Raw genomic sequence first — 17,256 nt, forward strand, 5'->3', positions numbered from 1 at the left:
CATGTGCTTTCTTCACTTGAGCGCACCCAGGGTGATGCCGCTCGTGACGTAGCGCTGGAAGATCAGGAAGAGGATGACGATCGGGAAAGTCGCGATGACGAGGCCGGCGAAGAAGGCCCCCTGGTCGCTGACGAACTGGCCTTGGAAGGAGAGCAGACCGACCGACAGCGTGCGGTCCTGCGGGCGGGTCAGCAGGACGACGCCGAACTGGACCTCGCTCCACACGAAGATGAGCCCGAGCAGCGTGACGGAGACGAAACCGCCCTTGCTGATGGGCAGGACCACGCGGAGCAGCGCGGCCAGCTCTCCGTAACCGTCGATCTTGGCCGCTTCGAGCAGTTCCCGCGGCACGGCGGCGAACACCGACCGCATGATGAGGGCGATGGTGGGCGTCATGAACGCCGCGTAGACCAGCGAGATGCCCGCCACGCTGTTGAGCAGCCGATACCTGCCCAGCAGCTCGAACGTCGGGATCAGCGCGACGACCAGCGGGACGCTCAGGGCGAGGACCATGACGCGGCTGACCGCGTTCGACAGACCCCTGGTCGCGCGGGCCAGGCCGTAGCCGGCCAGGCTGCCGCAGGTCACGCCGATGGCCAGGCTGCACAGTGCCACCAGCACGCTGTTGATGATGTACGTCGACAGCGGCGCGCCACCGACCACGCCCCGCCAGGCGTCGGCGTAGTTCGACAGCACCCACTGGCCGCCCAGCCCCAGCGGGTGGGCGTAGATGTCGCTGGTCGGGTGCAGCGACAGCAGCAGCATCGAGACGAACGGCACGACCGTGATCGCCGTCCAGAGCAGCAGGAGCGTGTAGCCGACGTACCAGAGCGGGCCGTGTCGCCACACCGATCGACGCCGTACGGCCGGCCGCGTCCGGCTCGGGGTCCGCGGCGCGGTCATCGCGCGTCCAGGGTCTGCTGGCGGAAGATCCGCATGACCATGATCCCGATGGCGGCGACGATGAGCGTCGTGATGACCGCGGTGGCCGAGCCGTAGCCGTAGTCCTGGTCGACGAAGGACTGCTTGTAGACCAGCACCGGCAGGATGCTCGTGGAGTTACCCGGGCCGCCTCGGGTCATCGCGTAGATGATGCCGAAGGCGTTGAACGAGAACACCGAGGTCAGCGTCGTGATCGTGCCCAGCATCGGCACGATGTTCGGCAGGGTGATCCGGAACAGCCGGCCGGCCGCTCCGACGCCGTCGAGCGTGGCCGCCTCGTGCACCTCCTCGGGGATGGCCTCCATCGCGCCCAGCAGGATCAGCATCGCGTACCCGGTCTGCGTCCACACCGCGACGAAGATCGCCGCGTACAGTGCCGTCGAGGACGACGCCAGCCAGGCGTGACCGTCTCCGAGCCCGATCAGGCCGAGCAGTGAGTTCACCACGCCGGTCGTGGGCTGGAAGGCGTTCGACCAGATTATGCCCGCGATGCTGACCGGGATGATCACCGGCAGGAACCAGACGACCTTGAAGATCCGGGCGCCGGGGACCTTCCGGCTGATCGCGTTGGCCAGGAGGCAGCCGAGGGTCACCGTGAACACCACGGTCCCGACGAAGAACTGCAGGCTGGTCCCGATGGACTCCCGGACCAGCGAATCGCGCAGCAGCCGCCGGTAGTTGTCCAGGCCGTGGTAGGCGACCGCGCCGATGCCGTCCCAGGAACCGAGGCTGATGCGCACGGATCCGGTGATCGGGTAGGCGACGAGCACGAGCAGCAGTACCAAGGCCGGGATCATCATCGCGATCGGGAAGATCCGTGCCCTCCGGCGAGGCGGCCGCGCCGTGGCGGTCGTCGCCAGGACGACTTTGTCGGCGATCATCAGTCCGACGCTCCCGACACCTTGCCGGACTGCAGGTCCTCCAGCGCCGACTGATACTGCTGGGCCGCCTGTTGCGGGGTCAGCTTGCCGGCCACGAGCTTCTGCAGCACCGGCACGGAGAACGCCTGCCCGAGGGTGGACGGAACGGTGGAATCCCAGATGTTGACCAATCCGACGGACCGCGACAGCTCGAACTGCTGCTGCACCAGGTCGCCGAGGTTCGACAGGCTCGACGCGGGAATCGAGGTGAACACCGGGAGCGAACCGGTGGCCGCGATGACGCTGACCTGGTACTTGTCGGTCATGAAGAACTGAAGGAACTTCTTGGCCAGATCCGGGTTCGCCGCCTTGGCCGGGACCACCAGGGTGTCACCGTTGAAGGCGTCGAAGGGCGTCTTGCGGCCCGGGGTGAGCGGGGGCAGCAGGAACCAGCCCATCTCGAACGACGGCTTGGCCTCCTTCAGACTCGAGTAGGTGTAGTTGCCGCCCTGCAGCATCGCGAGTTTTCCGCTGGTGAACAGCCCTTGCGCCTGGTCGGTGTCCATGCCGAGCATCCCGTTCTGGTAGATGCCCTTCTTCTGCCAGTCCTGGATCGTCTGGAGCACCTTCACGAAGCCGGGGTCGGTGTACTTGACGTCCGTGGGTGATCCGGGCTTGAAGTTGGTGAGCATGGCGTCGTAGTCCTCGGCCGGCACCGCGGTGGGCAGCAGCGCGTCCAGCGTGTGCCCCAGGTCGTACGGGCTCGAACCGCCCACCCCGAACCCCTCGTAACCGGCGGCCTTGACCTTGCCCACCATGGACTCGAAGTCGGCGACGGAGGCCACCTGATGGTCGGGCGGGTCGGATAGGCCGGCCTTCGCGAAGGCCGCCTTGTTGTAGTAGACGGGGTTGATCAGCAGTTGCTCGTAGAGGACGCCGTAGTGGTGCCCGTCGGTCGTGTAGTAGTCGGCCTGGCTCTTGGAGTACTTGTCCGCCAGGCCCGCGGCCTTCCAGACGTCGTCCAGCGGGGTCAGCTGCTTGTTCTTCAACAGCGCCGACCAGACGCCCGTGCTGCGCTGGAGGTAGCCGATGTCCGGGGTGCCGGTCGAGCTGAGCAGTGCCACGTTGGGGCCGCGGGAGCTGCCGGAGTCGACGCCCTCGAAGGTGACCACCGTGCCCGGGTTGGCCTTCTCGAAGTCCTTGCCGACCTGCTGCATGGCGCTGGCCAGCGGTCCGGTGGGGATCTGGATCCGGAGCGACTTGCCGTCGCCGCCGCCTGGTCCGGTGCCGGTGCCGCACGCGACGACGGCGGCCGCGAGCAGGACGCCCGCGAGGACGGGCCTGGCTACCTTGCGAGTTCTAGACAGTGGCATGGGAGCCGTCCTTCCAGGGAGCCGACAGCTCTATGGCGATGACGTCGATGAGCGCGCCGGTGGGTGGTGGCACGGTGATGAACAGTTCGCCGAGCGGCTCGTCGTCCGCGCCGTTCGCCTTGTGCACCTCCTCGTTGAGGCTGTACTCGAGCGGTTGCTCGGTGCCGAGCAGGCGAACGCCGACGACCGAGCCGATGGGAACGTTCCTGACGACGAGCACGTCCTGTGGCCGCAGCAGCAGGTGGAGGTAGAGGGTGTTGTCGCGTTGCGTGGCCGGGCCGTGGAAGTCGAGGCGTTGCGGCGCGGGCGCGGCCCCGACGATGCTCTCGCCGTGGCCGGCGAGCCAGCCGCCGAGCTGCTTGAGCGTGGCGACCTCGGTCGGCACCAGCGACCCGTCACCCCGCGGCCCGATGTTGAGCAGGAGATTGCCGCCCCGGGAGACGACCTCGCTCAGGTAGGAGGCGAGCAGTCGCGGGCTCTTGTAGTCGAGGTCGTCGGGCCGGTAGGCCCAGCTCTCGCTCATGGTGAGGCACAGCTCCCACGGTCCGCCCGGTGGCCGGCGCGGCATGCCCTGCTCGGGTGTCGCGTAGTCGCCCTGGCCCGGCAGCCGGTCATTGATGATCACGTCCGGCTGCAGGGATTTGATCAGCTCGCGGAGCTCGGCGGCGTGCCACTCCTCCGCGGTGCGTTCCCACTCCCCGTCGAACCACAGCAGGTCGATCGGCCCGTACTCGGTGAGCAGTTCGGTGAGCTGTCCCTTGACATAGCCGAGGTATCGCGCCCACTGCTCCGGTGCGGGCCGCCGGTAACGGTCGTGCGGGTAGGGACGATCGGCGTCGGTGAACGCCGGGTAGTCGGGATGGTTCCAGTCGAGCAGCGAGTAGTAGACGCCGACCCGCAGGCCCTCGGCGCGCAACGCGTCGAAGAACTCCCGGGTGATGTCACGCCCGTACGGCGAGGCCGCGATGGAGAACTCCGACTGCCTCGTGTGGTACATCGAGTACCCGGCGTGATGGCGGACGGTGAAGACCACGTAGCGGGCACCCGCGTCGCGGGCCAGCCGCGCGACGCCGCGCGGATCCCAGCGCCGCGGGTCGAACGTGGCCGCGCTCGACTGGTACTGCGTGATGGTCATGTCGGTTTCGGGTTCTGTCCGGCCCGGCAGGATCGAGTGGCCGACCAGGGGCCAGCCGATCTCCACGCCTTGCTGACTCGCATGGTCCCAGTGCACGAACAGGCCGAAACCCGCCTCGCCGAACCAGTCGGGAATGGTCACGAGCTCATCCTTCTGCGTTGGGCAGGCTTGCCCAGATCGGATACGATACGATTTGCATGAGGATGCAGGGCGTTTCGGGCATGTGTCAACCACGAATAGGGAAGTTCATTTGGAGGGGAGATGAGCGACTCGACGCCGGTGACGGGCGCGTCCGGCGGCTCGGGTTCCGACGAGCCGGCCAAGGTCAGCGTCCGTGAATCGGTCTTCCAGGCGCTGAAGGCCCGGCTCATGGATCACGATCTGGAGCCTGGGGCGAAGCTGTCGATCGACGGGCTCGCCCGCGAACTCGACGTGTCGCAGACGCCGGTCCGCGAAGCGCTCGCGCGTTGCGAGTCGGAGGGGCTCGTCGTCCGCCGGCCGAACACGGGCTATCTGGTGGCTCCCCTGCTCGACCGGGCCGCCCTTGACGACTTGTACGACGTTCGCCTGCTCCTCGAACCGTCCGCCGCCGCGCGTGCCGCACGGTACGCCACGGCCGCCGAGGTGAGCGCCATGCGGGGGTCGCTGGAGCAGATGATGTCACCGCTGGTCGGCGACACCTACGAGGCGTATCGCGGCTTCGCGGAACTGGACGCCCTGTTTCACAACGCGATCGCCGAGGCCAGTCGCAGCCCGCTCATCGCCGACACGCTGCGCAGGTTCCGCGCGCACACCCATGGTTACCGCCTCTACTTCCGCCACGGGATCGCCACTCACGCCGCCGATGAGCACCGTGCGGTGTTCGACGCCATCTGCCGCAACGATCCGGAGGCGGCGGCGAGCGCCATGACCGCCCACCTGGAGGCGTCGCGGTCACGCCTGACGAGCGCCTACGAAACCTGACCCGGCCAGGTCCGCGATCCTCTACCGCTCCCGTTATGCCGGCTCCTGCGCTCACCACCGATCCGCTCGTTGGCCGGCACGGCTTAAAGCAACGCGTCGACGAGCTGACCGGCGCCGCGCGCACGGGACAGGGCCGCGCGCTGGTGCTGGAAGGCGAGGCGGGCATCGGCAAGAGTGCTCTGCTGGAGTACGCCCGCAACGCGGCGCCCGGGTTCCGGGTGGTCCGGACGTCCGGGTCGGAGTTCGAGCAGGAACTGCCGTACTCCGCGCTGCACCAGCTGTGCGTGCCGATGCTGAAGCACCTCGACGAGCTGCCGGACCGGCATCGCGACGCTCTGCGGGTGGCCTTCGGGCTGGCCGAGGGCACACCCGACCCGTTCCTCATCGGTCTGGCGGCCCTCGGACTGGTGACAGCGGCGGCCCGGGAGCGGCCCTGATCGATGACGCGCAGTGGGTCGACAACGCGTCCGCGAGGGCGATGGTCTTCCTCGCCCGCCGGATCGCCACGCGCTCGACGCGTAGACATCGCGGTACTCCAGCGACGGCATGACGCCCATCAGCTGCAGCCCGGCCAGCTGGTAGAGCCGCAGAGTCACGGCGGCGAACGTGAACGCGTAGTTGCGGACCATCCAGATGCGGTGCAACTGCACCTCGCGGCGGCGGATCGTCCGATACGCCCCGCAACCGCGGCACGAACTGCCACGGCCCGACGAGAAGTGCCGTGCCGGCGGGCACCGCGTGGAACACGAGACTCACGTAGTACCCCGGGATGCTCACGTCGAGACCCGGAACGGTCGTGCCGCCGACCAGATACGGCGGCACGAAGTAGGCCGTGATGCCGGTCGCCGGCACGGCGAGAAGACGGAGCAGATTGAGCAGGCCCTGGAGAGCATGCGCGACCAGGGCCGGGTCATCTCGGCGGTGAAGTCGTTCGTCGTCGGCCGGGACTACGGAGGCGATTTCGACTGGGGTGGAGTGTTCGTCATCGAGGACCTCGACGGCTACTGGGAGTACCTGACGCATCCGGCGCACGCGCGCACCGACCAGCTCGGTATGCCGCTGGTCGAGAAGTATGACTCGTACGACATCACCGACGACGACCCGCAGATGGGAGCGAAGATCGCCGACCTGCACCGGCAGCGGTACGAAGGCGACCCCGAGCTGGCCGCGCTGGTGGGCATGCTGCCGTAGCCCGCGCGGTCGCCGCGATCAGGTGGCCTCGGCCGTGTCACGGTCGCGCCTACGGTCGCGCCGTCGAGAAACGGTGACATGCGGCGGACAACTCGCGCACATTCGGCACCGATCGTGGTTCGTCATGGACGACGGATCTGGATTGCTGGGATGGCACCTGCGAGCGGCGCGTGAGAGGGCGTTCGCAGGGCGGGAGGAAGAGCTCGCGGTTTTCCAGGCGGCGTTGTACGGCGGCGGTTGCAGCGTGCTGTTCGTGCACGGTCCCGGTGGCATCGGGAAGTCGGCCTTGTTGCGGCGGTTCGCTCACGAGGCCGCGGTGACGGGGCGGCCGGTGTCCATGGTGGACGGGCGCATGTCGGAGCCGTCGGTGGGGGCGTTCGAGGCTGAGGCGGAACCGGTCTTCCGTGATGCGGGGGCGGTGTTGCTGGTCGACTCCTTCGAATGCGTTCAGGGCTTGGAGGGATGGCTGCGTGAGCGGTTCCTGCCGCGGATGCCCGTGGGGGCGCTGATGGTGATCGCGGGGCGCTACCCGCCGGATCTGCGCTGGCAGGCGGACCCGGGATGGGCGGGCGCGCTGGAGGTGCTGCCGCTGCGCGACCTGCGGGCCGGAGACGCGCAGGCCCTGATGGACTCCTGCGGGGTGCCGGCCGAGTCGCGTGCGCCGCTGTCGGCCTTCGCCGGTGGTCATCCGCTGGCGCTGCTGCTGGGGGCGGCCGTGGCGGTGAAGGACGGCGGGGCCGGCCGGCGGTGGACGCCGAGTCAGGACGTGGTGGCCACGTTGCTGGATCAGCTGGTGGGCGAGGTGCCTTCGGCGGCCCATCGGCATGCTCTGGAGATCTGCGCGCACGCGTACACGACCACGGAGGACCTGCTGCGGGCGGCCCTGCCGCAGGACGCCGGGACGTTGTTCCGGTGGTTGCGGCGGTTGCCGTTCGTGGAGTCGAGCGGTCTCGGGTTGTTTCCGCATGACGTGGTGCGGGAGGTGGTGGAGGCGGACCTGCGATGGCGGGATCCGGAGGGGTACGCGGTGATGCGCGAGCGCGTTCATGCGCATCTGGCGGACAAGGTGCGTACGGCGAGCGACGCGGACGTGCCCGGCGCGGTGGCGGCACTGCTCTACCCGCATCGCGGCAACGGGGCGCCGGCCGATTTCCACGGCCGCCACGACGAGGGCGAGTTTCAGGAAGAGGTGCTGCGCCAGGAGGACGTCGGCACGTTGCTCCGGGTGGCGACGGCGGCGGAGGGCGCGGCGGCCGCGCGCTGCGCCGCCTTCTGGGCGGAACGTCAGCCGGAGGCGTTCCGGCTGTATCGGCGGACCGAAACCGGCGAGCCCGTGGCCTTCTCCGCGTGGTTGCGGCTGGCGCAACTCGATGAGGAGGAGCTGACGGCCGATCCCGTCGTGGCCATGGCGTGGGCGCACGCCCGTGCCACCACGCCGTTGCGCGCCGGTGAACATGTGGCGGTCGGCCGGCTGTGGACGCTGCCGACGTATCGCGGAAACTCGTCCCTGATGGAGGTGATCCGGTGGCGAGTGATCGGCGATTGTCTGCGGGCCGAGCGGATGGCCTGGTCGTACATCGCGGCACGGCATCCGGACCAAGCGTGGGCGGAGCGGTTGCGGCATTTCGGGATGCGTGACATCGCCGAGCGGCCGCGGCTGGGGGATGGCGCGTACACCCTGTTCGTCCATGACTGGCGCGCGGTGCCGGCGCGGGCGTGGCTGGAGCGGATGAACCGGCTGCTCGTCGCGGGGCCCGCCGACGGCCCGGATGCCGCGACGGCGGAGCTGGCGGTGCTGTCGCGGGCGGAGTTCGCCGAGGCGGTCCGCGAGGCGTTACGTCAGTTGTCGCGGCCGGACGCGCTGGCCGCTTCCCCACTGACGCGCACCAGGCTGATCGCCGAGCGGGCCGGGCGGGATCCGGCCGCGGCGCTGGGTGACCTGCTGCGCCAGGCGATCGACGACCTGCGTGCGGATCCGCGCTCGGTCAAGTTCCATCAGGCGCTGTCGGTCACGTTCCTGCGCGGCACGCCCACCCGGGAGCTGGCCGCGGAACGGCTCGGTCTGCCGTTCAGCACCTACCGCCGCCATCTGGCGGCCGGCATCGAACGCCTCCGCGCCGACCTGTGGCACCGGGAGCTGTACGGGGCACCGGCGTACCGATCCGCCTAAGAGTCGGCAAGAGCGAAGCCCGCCGCCGCCTCCGCGTGCAGCCGAGCGCTCGGCAGCACCGGGATGGCGCTGTCCTTCTCGCTGATCAGCAACTCGATCTCCGTGCAGCCGAGGACGACGCCTTCAGCGCCGTCGGCCGCGAGATCATCGATGATCCGGGCGTAGGCGTCCCTGGACGATTCCCGGAGCACCCCGCGCACCAGTTCGTCGAATATCACGTGATGGACCAGTTCCCGCTGCTCACGCCGCGGGACGACCACGTCGAAGCCATGGGCGGCCAGCCGATCCCGGTAGAAGGGCTCCTCCATGGTGAATCGCGTGCCCAGCAGGCCGACCTTGCGCATCCCCCTGGCGCGGATCTCGGTGCCCACGGTGTCGGCGATGTGCAGCACCGGAACGCTCACTGCCCGCTCCACGTCGTCGCTCACCCGGCTGAAGGTGTTGCTGCAGATGAGCAGGACCTCGGCGCCCAGATCCGCCAGTTTCCCGCCCGCCCCGGTCAGCAGCGTACTCACCTCGTCCCAGCGGTCGGCGAAGATGAGGTCCTCGACCCGCGTGTAGTCGACCGACCAGATGAGGCTGTCGGCGGAATGGCTGCCGCCGAGTCGCTCGCGTACCCGCTGGTTGATGATCTGGTAGTAGATCACCGTCGATTCCCAGCTCAACCCGCCGATAAGCCCGATAGTGCGCATGGAACTCCGTTTCATCTGAACAGTCACTGGGCCAGCGCACGGGCGCAGGCGCTGAGGCCGATCTCGCTGGAGGCCTTGACGAGCACCACGTCTCCCGGTTCGAGGAGCGAGGTGGCCAGCTTGATGGCCTCGGCCACGTCCTCGACGGTGTGGACGGCCACGCCCTGGTTCGAGGTCTCCGCTGCCCACGCCATCGCGAGCGGATCCCCGGCTCCGACCGTGATCAGCACGTCGAAGCGGAGGTCGGCGACGAGCCGGCCCATCTCCGCGTGGCGGGCGCGGGAGGCGTCGGCCTGCTGGCCCATCGCGCCGAGTATGGCGACGGTACGACGGGTGCCGGCCAGGGCCTTGACCGCCCGTAGCCCGGCCCGCATGGACTCGGGGTTGGCGTTGTAGGCGTCGTTGACGATGGTGATGCCGTCAGGTCGTTCGATGATCTCCAGCCGGCCCCCGGAGCGCCGCCGTGCGGCGGTCAGCCCATCGGCGATCTCGGCGACGCCCAGGCCGAGTGCGGTGGCGACGGCGGCGGCGCCCAGGGCGTTGCTCACCTGGTGCTCGCCTATGAGGTCGAGCTCGACCGGGGCACGGCCGGCGGGCGTCACCAACTCGAACGCGGTTCGCGCCCGGTCGGCCATCCGTACGCCTTCGGCTCGCACCCGCGCCCGCGCCGACCTGCCGTACAACAGGATCTGCGCCTTGGTGCGGCCGGCCATGCCCATGACGTACGGGTCGTCGGCGTTGAGCAGCGCGAACCCGTCCGCCGGAAGCGCCTCGACCAGCTCGCCCTTGGCCTCGGCCACGTCGGCCAGCCCGGCTCCCATACGCTCCAGATGCGCGGTGCCGACATTGAGCACCAGCCCGACCTGCGGAGGCGCGAGCCCGGTCAGGTACGTCAGGTCGCCCTTCCGGCCCGCGCCCATCTCCAGCACCAGGTATCGGGTGGTGGCGTCGGCACGCAGCACGGTGAGCGGCAGCCCGAGCTCGTTGTTGAACGACCTGTCGGTGGCGACCGTCGCGGCGCGCCGTTCGAGCACCTGGGCCAGCAGGTCCTTGGTCGTGGTCTTGCCCACCGAGCCGGTCAGGCCGATCACGATCGGGCTGACGCGTTCGAGCAGGTGCCTGGCCAGCAGGCCGATCGCGAGCTGGACGTCCTCGACCACCAGGGCGGGCACGCCGACGGGCCGTGCGGCCAGCACGGCGACGGCGCCGGCCGCGATGGCACCGGCCGCGTAGTCGTGACCGTCGACGCGGGCGCCGGCCGTCGCGGCGAACAGGCCGCCGGGCACCACCTCGCGGGAGTCGACCGCCGCGGGCGCCGTGACCAGCGCCCGCGGGTCGGGCACGTCATGCGGGCTCGCGCCGACGACCTGCGCGATCTCGTTCAGCGTCATGGGGATCATGAGCCGCTCCTGGCGAACGCGAGGTCGATCAGGCGGCGCAGCAGGTCAGGGTACGGGACACCGCTCGCGGCCCAGGACCGGGCGTACACGGAACGGGAGGTGAAGCCGGGCATGGTGTTGATCTCCAGTACGTACAGGCGTCCCGTGTCCTCCTCATAGAGGAAGTCGACCCGGGACAGGCCGTAGCCACCGATCGCCCGGAAGGCGCGCAGGGACAGCTCGCGCGCCTCCTCGGCCACCCGCTCCGGCAGCACGGCGGGAATGGTGGCGATCTCGGCCTGGCTGAGGTATTTGGCCTCATAGTCGAGCCAGTCGCCGGGCACGATGAGCTCACCGCACACCGAAGCATCCGGCGTGTCATAGCCGCCGAGCACGCCGCAGATGACCTCGCGCGCGGTCACGCCCTGCTCGACGATGACCACCCGGTCGTAGGTCAGCGCCAGCTCCACGCCCGCGCGCAGCTCCTCCATGGAGGTGACACGTGAGATGCCGATGGAGGAGCCCAAGCTGGCCGGTTTGACGTACATCGGCCAGTCGAGCGACTTCACCAGACCCCAGTAGTCGGTGGCGGTGCGCCATTCGTGCTCGGTGAACCACACATGCGGGGTGATGGGAATGTCCTCCGCCAGGAACACGCGCCGCATCGCGACCTTGTTCATGGCCACGGCGGAGGCCATGACGCCGCAGCCCACGTACGGGATGCCCAGGGTCTCCAGGTGCCCCTGGACGACGCCGTCCTCGCCGAACGGCCCGTGCAGCACGGGGAAGACCACGTCCGCCAGATCGCGTCGCAGCTCCACCGGCCACCTGCCCTGCCGGTCGATGATGACGGCGACGGGCTCGTACAGATCCCTCGGCAGAGCATCGAGCACAGCCTGCGCCGACTGCAGCGACACCTCGTGCTCGGCGGACGGCCCACCCGCCAGCACGGCCACGCGTACGCGTTCGGTCAAGATCACTCAGCCTTTCCTCAGCGGCACGGCGACAGCACGGTGTCCGCCGTCGTAGAACCAGCCCGCCGAGTCTCGGCTCTTCGCCTGATCACTTCCCAGGCCATTCGCTGCCCAGTTCCTGACCAAAGCGCGCCCGCGATGTGCCGCTACGCCCTCACCGCCTCCGCACCCGCCCAAAGCCATCGGCCGCTCGGCGCAGTCCCCGACCTGCCCGTTACCGCCGGTTGAGCCGAAGGTGCGTGGTTCATCCTCGTTTGTAGGTTGGGCTTAGGATCGGCGGCATGGCGTTGCGACTTGTTCAGGTGAATTTCAAGGCTCGGGATGACTCGGCGCTCGGCCGGTTCTGGGCGGACGCGCTCGGCTGGGGTCTTTCCAGCGAGGGACCCGGCGTGACCAACCTCGAACCCGAGGGCTTCTCCTGGCCGGACCCCGACGCCTTCTACATCGATCTCGTCACCGTCCCGGACCCCGAAACGGTGAAGTACCGCGTGCACCTCGACCTCGCCACCACCTCCGCCGCCCATCAGGCGGAGCTGGTCGCGCGCCTGAAGGAGCTCGGCGCGACACCCGCCGACGTCGGCCAGGGCGACGTCCCGTGGACGGTTCTGGCCGACCCGGAAGGCAACGTGTTCTGCGTGCTGGAGCCTCGGGAGATCTACCGGGACACCGGGCCGATCGCCGCGATGGTGGTCGAGTGCGCCGATCCGCGGGCCGTGGCCCGGTTCTGGGGCGAGGCGACGGACTGGACCGTGCACGAGGTCACCGACGATCATGCGCGGCTCCGCTCCGCCAAGGGTGTCGGCCCCTATCTTGAGTTCCTCCGCAGGCCCGGCGTGCCGACCGTGTGGAGCCGCATCCATATCGACCTGCTGCCCGACCCCATTGACGAGCAAGCGGCGGAGGTGGCCCGGCTGCGGACCCTCGGCGCGACGCCCGCCGATGTCGGCCAGGGCGACGTCCCATGGAAGGTCCTGGCCGACCCGGAAGGCAACGAGTTCTGCGTCCTCGGCCGGGCCTGACCCTGGCGGTCGCGCCCGCCAGGGTCAGCGAGGTTGGAGGTCCACTCGCGAGGCCAGGCCGGGATAGGGAGGTCATGCCGGTCACGGCCATCTGGGCGCAGCCCAGCCCGATGGGGGTTACCTCGAGTTCAGTTCTGCCGAGCCTGCGTTTGTCGACCATGTCCTTCTCCGAGCCGGCCTCAGTCGGTGATCACGGGGCTGCGGTGGATCCACTCGCCGGTGTGCGCGGCCTGGTGCATGAAAGCGGCCACGTCGGCCCGACTGATCGTCACGAGCAGCCGGTCATCGCCCTGCGCGACGCCGGCCTGCTGCGCGAGAAGATCCTCTGCGTTCACGGCACGCGCGGGCGAAGCACTGGCCAAGGTCGCCCTGGGCGCCGTCACACCACCGCTAGGGCGTCATGAAGCGCTCGCTTTCCGGCCGCTGGGGGTCTGGAAGCCGGTCAGGCCGGGTGTGTCGTCCGTGGTCAAGACGATCTGGTTGAGCACCAGCCCGGCCTCACGAGGCGCCAGCAAGATCGTGTGCTCACCCGGCCCGAGCGCCAGCGCGGCCGCGGCGACGCTCGTGCTGCCGTACCACGTCTCGAACCCGGTCTCCGGCCCGGACTTGTTCGACTGGTATCTCCATTGCCCGTCGACGAGCACGTGGTAGGAGTCGGCGTCGGCGTTCGGGTTGCTCGTGTTGACGAACAGGTAGTACGTGCCACCGGTCTGGATATCGACGGTGAAGTCGAGCCGCGGTGGTGCTCCCGCCGCGGAGCTCCCGTTGACCTTCTGTGTCGGGCCGGCCTTGAACAACGCTTCGGCCTGGGCCGCCGAGGTCGCCAGCCACTGCGCCTTCGCACTGGCGTCGGCCGGCGGGACGACCTGGAGACCGTTACGGGCCAGCGCCCAGCCGTGCGTGCCGTTGTTGCTGTCGCCCGCATTGGCGGCAGCGCTCTTCTCCAGGGCGTCGGCCGCGTCGAAGACGACCGAACCGTTCCGCTCCAGATAGGCGCCGACCGGCCCGCCCGCGGCTCTGCTCACCGTGACAGGCGCCACCCAGGCCTCACCACCGGCGGCGGTGATGGACAGCTCGGCCTTCCCGGCGCGGTGTCCGGTGACCCGTACCTGACCGTCCTTCACCGCGACCGACGCAGCGGTCTCGTTGTCGGACTCCGCGGCCGCCACATCCCGTACACCCGTGATCGTGCTCGTCTCGCCCACCGACGCCTGGATCGCGGGCAGCCGCCGGAGCTTCGGCATCGCGTCAGGAAGAGGCGCCACGGTGGCCTTCTGGGGTGCGGCGATGTTGTTCGGGCTCTCGGGCGGGCCGACCAGGCCGTCACCGGCCGCGCCGGCGCGGGTCTCGATGATGATCCGGTCGAAGAGGATCGCCGCGTCCGAGCGGTAGACCACGAGGTCGTGCCAGCCCGGTGTGGTCACGTCGATGGTGAAGTTCAGGGGTTCGATTTGACGCATGATGTTGAAGCCCCAGGGGCTGGTGCTCGTACCGGCGACAGAGTTGCCGCGCAGCAGGCCGGGCGCCTGGTCGTCGAGCCCGATCGCCGTACGCGCGGTTCGCGGCGTGCCGTCGTCCTCTGTGCCTTCGTTCAGGGTGGGAATGCGGTAGAAGGTCCCGGTGAACTTCCCGGTGGAGGTGAAGTAGATCCGGTATCTCAGGCGGGCGGTCGTCTCGAAGCCGGAGTCGACCCGGGGCGCGATCTCCGGGAAGCCGCCCATCGACGCCCCGCGCTGACCCACGCCCTCCAGGGGGGCCCACCGGCTCCCGTCGGCGCCGGGCGCGTTCTCGGCGAAGTGCTCGGCCTCGAAGGCCACGTATCCGTTGGCCTCAAGGTGCCCGCGCTCGGCACGGCGCAGGTCCACGGCCGCCCGCGCCGCGTCGACCGTGAACGTCGCGACCGGGTCGCCGACCTTGGCTCTGTTGACGGCGTTGAAGACCCGGATCGTCCCCGTCGCGGCCGGGTGGTTCTTGGCGACCGTCACCGTGACCCGTTGCTCTGTCGCGGTCGTGCCCGAACGCTGCGAAAGGGTGATCCACCGAGCGTCCGCCTCGGCGACCCACTCCTGCGGTCTGGCCACGTCGTCGCGGGAGAACACGTCGAAGAACCGCTTGTCGTCGGGCGCGGCCGAGTTGAACGTCAGCGTGCCACGGCCAGGGTCCTTGCTCCCCTCGGCGGCGGCGCCCACCGCGTCGGCCGGTGTGGCCACCCGGGCATACCGGTCGTTGGTCAGCATGACCGTGCCCTCGTTCGGGAAGCCTTCGGGATGGCTGTGGCCGATGGCGTGGTCCCACTTGCCGCCGCTGATCGTGTTCCAGTAGTCCTCGTCGGTGAAGATGCGCTCACGGGCCTGCTTCGAGAGCAGCTCATAGCTTCCCGCGCTGGCGTAGCGGCCCTGGGCGGCGGCGAGCTGGTTCTTCCAGTAGTAGCCGATCTGCTCCGCCATGTTCCGGTAGGACCGGACCCGGTGGAGCACTTGCTGATAGAACGCCGAGCGATAGCGCGGGTCGAGCTTCGCGGAAACACCTTCGAGAATCGCCACCAGTTTGTTGGACTCGTTGATGTAGCGCTGGAGCTCATCCCCGTCCGAGGTGGCGCTGAACGGGAAGACCTGACCGTTGTGGATCCTTCCCGAGCTCGCGTTGGAGGAGTTGATCTCCCCCCAGAACTCGGCGCGCTTGGTGCTCTCGAGCGCGTCGAACCTTTCCAGCGCGCCGGCGACCGCGGCGGCGTCGTCGCCCTTCAGCCGGAAGTCTTCCCGCCCCTGCTCGGTGAGGAACTTGCTCCCGATGTTCGTGTCGTCATAGCCCTTGACGTCCCACGCGAGCTTGGCGAACAGGTCGAGCTTGATCTCGCCGGGCTTGATGTCTCCGACGTTGAGGATCCAGTAGCGCCCCGCGCCGGAGTTCCACGCCCGGTGCAGCTGCTGCACCATCAAGGACATCGGCGTGGAGTTAAGCCACAGGTAGCTCTTCGGCTCGCCCCAGTAGGAGATGTGGTAGTAGACGCCGTTCCCGCCGGACCGGGCGGCTTCGGTACGGGTGGGCACCTGGCGCAGATAGCCCTGGTTGTCCTCGGCCCACATCAGGGTCACGTCGCCGGGGATGTAGTTCTTCAGCCCGGCGTTGTAGAGATCGTTCATCTCCTTGTAGGGGATGAACACCTGCGGCACGGCGTCGGCGCTGCCGTAGACCGCCGCGATCAGCTTGCGCTGCTCGCTGATGACGTCGGCCAGCATCTCGATCTTGTCCTTGAACCCGTACGGGTTGCCGGGCGTGAACACCGGATCGCTGTCGTGCACACCGCGGATGCCCAGGGCGAGGATGTTCTCGAAGCCGGAGTTGGCGACCACCCGCTGGCGCCAGTACTCCAGGATCGCGGGCTTGTTGATCGAATAGTCGTAGGCCGCCACGGCGTCCGCGCCCTTGATGTCGAGCGCGTCCTTGTTGCGGTCGTACCACTGCCGCCACTCCCCCTCGTTGTTGCGCAGCATCAGCTCCGCGTGAGAGGAGGAGGCGACCACGCCGTACGCCGACGCCTCGCGAGCGTTGATGGGTGTCCCGTTGTCGTACGTCCCGGTGTCGGTGACCGCGTTGAACGCCCTGGAGGCCAGGTGCATCGCCGGCCATAAGGTGTTCAGCTTGAGCCGCAGCATCAGCTCATAGACGTGCCGGTAGTAGTTGACATCAGGTGTGCCGTTGCCGGTGGGGAACTTCTTCTTCGCCCACGCGACGGTGCGTTCTTCGTCGTTGATGAAGATTCCGCGGTACTTGACGTCCGGCCCGTCGTCGACCCGGACCTTGCCTTTGACCTCGATGTCGTCGCGCCGCTTGACCGGCATGTCGCTGTACCAGTACCACGGCGAGACGCCGATCTCCTCGGAGATCGAGTAGATCCCGTAGATCGTCCCGCGGGCGTCGCTGCCCGCGATCACCAGTGCGTTGCCGACCCCGGGGAGCGGGTTCTTGATGGTCTTGGTCGCGTACGCCTCCCACTTGCCCTTGATCCCGGCGGCCTCGTCGAACTTGCCGGCTGCGACGATCGCGTCGATCAGCCGGCTCTGACCGAGCTGGCCGACGATGATCGCGGTCTTCTGGCCCGCGGCCTTGGTCAGCAGGGCCGGGAGCTTGCGCTGGTCGGCCTTCGCCAGCCGCGCTTCCCTGGCGGGCGTGTCGTCGACGAACAGGCTCTGCACCTCACCGGGATCGATCGCCCCGGTCACCATGGCGACATCCTGGCGCAGGTCTTGGACCGCGCGGCGCACCTGCGTGTAGTCCCGATCGGCGTGCTCGCCGCCATAGGACGGGTCGATCAGGATCGGAGCGGTCGTACGCCCATCGAAGATGGTGAAATCGGTCGATGACGCCTGCGCCGGCGTCACCCCCACCCACGTCAGCGACGCGGCCAGCAGAGCGCCGATCGTCACAGCCACGGACCATCGCCTGGCCCGACCCGCGATGTGCTGCAGTCTCTGTCCGGGCTGCGACATCCCTCGCTCCTCTCGCCCGACACGGCACGATGTGGCCGGCATGATCGGAACGTAGGTACCCCACGACA

At 68.9% G+C, this 17,256-nt stretch carries 14 protein-coding genes and 1 pseudogene; 5 read left to right on the top strand and 10 right to left on the bottom strand.

Going from position 1 to position 17,256, the window contains the following annotated elements; all coding sequences use genetic code 11:
* Positions 1-12: 12 nt before the first annotated feature.
* Genes ACGFJ2_RS56840 through ACGFJ2_RS56855 form a run of 4 tightly spaced genes read right to left on the bottom strand, consistent with a single transcriptional unit; the run spans position 13 to position 4,451 of the window.
* Positions 13-903, bottom strand: coding sequence for a carbohydrate ABC transporter permease (locus ACGFJ2_RS56840; RefSeq protein WP_393483334.1), 891 nt, complete (start codon positions 901-903; stop codon positions 13-15).
* Positions 900-1,823 (bottom strand): carbohydrate ABC transporter permease, encoded by a 924-nt coding sequence (locus tag ACGFJ2_RS56845; protein WP_393483337.1) that lies wholly within the window; start codon positions 1,821-1,823, stop codon positions 900-902. Before ACGFJ2_RS56845 ends, ACGFJ2_RS56840 begins: the two co-directional genes overlap by 4 nt.
* Positions 1,823-3,175: an extracellular solute-binding protein gene (locus ACGFJ2_RS56850; RefSeq protein WP_357956446.1), complete on the bottom strand. Its 1,353-nt coding sequence runs from the start codon at positions 3,173-3,175 to the stop codon at positions 1,823-1,825. Before ACGFJ2_RS56850 ends, ACGFJ2_RS56845 begins: the two co-directional genes overlap by 1 nt.
* A complete protein-coding gene (locus ACGFJ2_RS56855) occupies positions 3,162-4,451 on the bottom strand; it encodes an alpha-L-fucosidase (RefSeq protein ID WP_393483341.1) in 1,290 nt (429 codons plus the stop codon). The genes ACGFJ2_RS56850 and ACGFJ2_RS56855 overlap by 14 nt, the downstream gene beginning before the upstream one ends.
* Positions 4,452-4,571: 120 nt before the next feature.
* Here ACGFJ2_RS56855 and ACGFJ2_RS56860 point away from each other — a divergent pair, with 120 nt between their 5' ends.
* Both ACGFJ2_RS56860 and ACGFJ2_RS56865 read left to right on the top strand, forming a co-directional pair.
* Entirely contained in the window at positions 4,572-5,273 is a 702-nt protein-coding gene (locus ACGFJ2_RS56860; protein WP_358183658.1) for a GntR family transcriptional regulator, read from the top strand.
* 35 nt (positions 5,274-5,308) lie between these two features.
* Positions 5,309-5,710 (top strand): AAA family ATPase, encoded by a 402-nt coding sequence (locus ACGFJ2_RS56865; protein WP_393483344.1) that lies wholly within the window; start codon positions 5,309-5,311, stop codon positions 5,708-5,710.
* A 126-nt stretch (positions 5,711-5,836) separates the two neighbouring features.
* Here ACGFJ2_RS56865 and ACGFJ2_RS56870 read toward each other — a convergent pair.
* Positions 5,837-5,902: pseudogene (locus ACGFJ2_RS56870) on the bottom strand (hypothetical protein); the annotation flags it as partial.
* Positions 5,903-5,906: 4 nt separating this feature from the next.
* Here ACGFJ2_RS56870 and ACGFJ2_RS56875 point away from each other — a divergent pair.
* Both ACGFJ2_RS56875 and ACGFJ2_RS56880 read left to right on the top strand, forming a co-directional pair.
* A complete protein-coding gene (locus ACGFJ2_RS56875) occupies positions 5,907-6,464 on the top strand; it encodes a Dabb family protein (RefSeq protein ID WP_393483502.1) in 558 nt (185 codons plus the stop codon).
* Positions 6,465-6,588: 124 nt separating this feature from the next.
* Positions 6,589-8,634 carry an AAA family ATPase gene (locus tag ACGFJ2_RS56880; RefSeq protein WP_393483347.1) on the top strand — a complete coding sequence of 682 codons (2,046 nt, stop codon included), beginning with the start codon at positions 6,589-6,591 and terminating at the stop codon, positions 8,632-8,634.
* Here the strand turns inward: ACGFJ2_RS56880 and ACGFJ2_RS56885 are convergent.
* Genes ACGFJ2_RS56885 through ACGFJ2_RS56895 form a run of 3 tightly spaced genes read right to left on the bottom strand, consistent with a single transcriptional unit; the run spans position 8,631 to position 11,685 of the window.
* Positions 8,631-9,326, bottom strand: a complete 696-nt coding sequence (locus ACGFJ2_RS56885; protein ID WP_358183672.1) for an aspartate/glutamate racemase family protein — start codon at positions 9,324-9,326, stop codon at positions 8,631-8,633. The genes ACGFJ2_RS56880 and ACGFJ2_RS56885 overlap by 4 nt on opposite strands.
* 23 nt (positions 9,327-9,349) lie before the next feature.
* Positions 9,350-10,726: a UDP-N-acetylmuramoyl-tripeptide--D-alanyl-D-alanine ligase gene (gene murF / locus ACGFJ2_RS56890; protein WP_393483350.1), complete on the bottom strand. Its 1,377-nt coding sequence runs from the start codon at positions 10,724-10,726 to the stop codon at positions 9,350-9,352.
* Positions 10,723-11,685, bottom strand: coding sequence for a D-alanine--D-alanine ligase family protein (locus ACGFJ2_RS56895; RefSeq protein ID WP_358183678.1), 963 nt, complete (start codon positions 11,683-11,685; stop codon positions 10,723-10,725). The genes murF and ACGFJ2_RS56895 overlap by 4 nt, the downstream gene beginning before the upstream one ends.
* A gap of 275 nt (positions 11,686-11,960) precedes the next feature.
* Here ACGFJ2_RS56895 and ACGFJ2_RS56900 point away from each other — a divergent pair, with 275 nt between their 5' ends.
* On the top strand, positions 11,961-12,698 hold the full coding sequence (locus ACGFJ2_RS56900) for a VOC family protein (RefSeq protein ID WP_393483353.1): 738 nt from the start codon (positions 11,961-11,963) through the stop codon (positions 12,696-12,698).
* A 179-nt stretch (positions 12,699-12,877) separates the two neighbouring features.
* Here ACGFJ2_RS56900 and ACGFJ2_RS56905 read toward each other — a convergent pair whose 3' ends face one another.
* Together ACGFJ2_RS56905 and ACGFJ2_RS56910 are read right to left on the bottom strand one after the other, a co-directional pair.
* A complete protein-coding gene (locus ACGFJ2_RS56905) occupies positions 12,878-13,033 on the bottom strand; it encodes a hypothetical protein (RefSeq protein ID WP_357956465.1) in 156 nt (51 codons plus the stop codon).
* A gap of 63 nt (positions 13,034-13,096) precedes the next feature.
* The gene (locus tag ACGFJ2_RS56910) at positions 13,097-17,125 is read right to left on the bottom strand and encodes a glycosyl hydrolase 115 family protein (protein WP_393483356.1); all 4,029 of its coding nucleotides are present in this window, start codon (positions 17,123-17,125) and stop codon (positions 13,097-13,099) included.
* Positions 17,126-17,256: the final 131 nt, after the last annotated feature.

Source organism: Nonomuraea sp. NPDC049028, assembly GCF_043197735.1.
In the GTDB taxonomy this organism is placed as follows: domain Bacteria; phylum Actinomycetota; class Actinomycetes; order Streptosporangiales; family Streptosporangiaceae; genus Nonomuraea.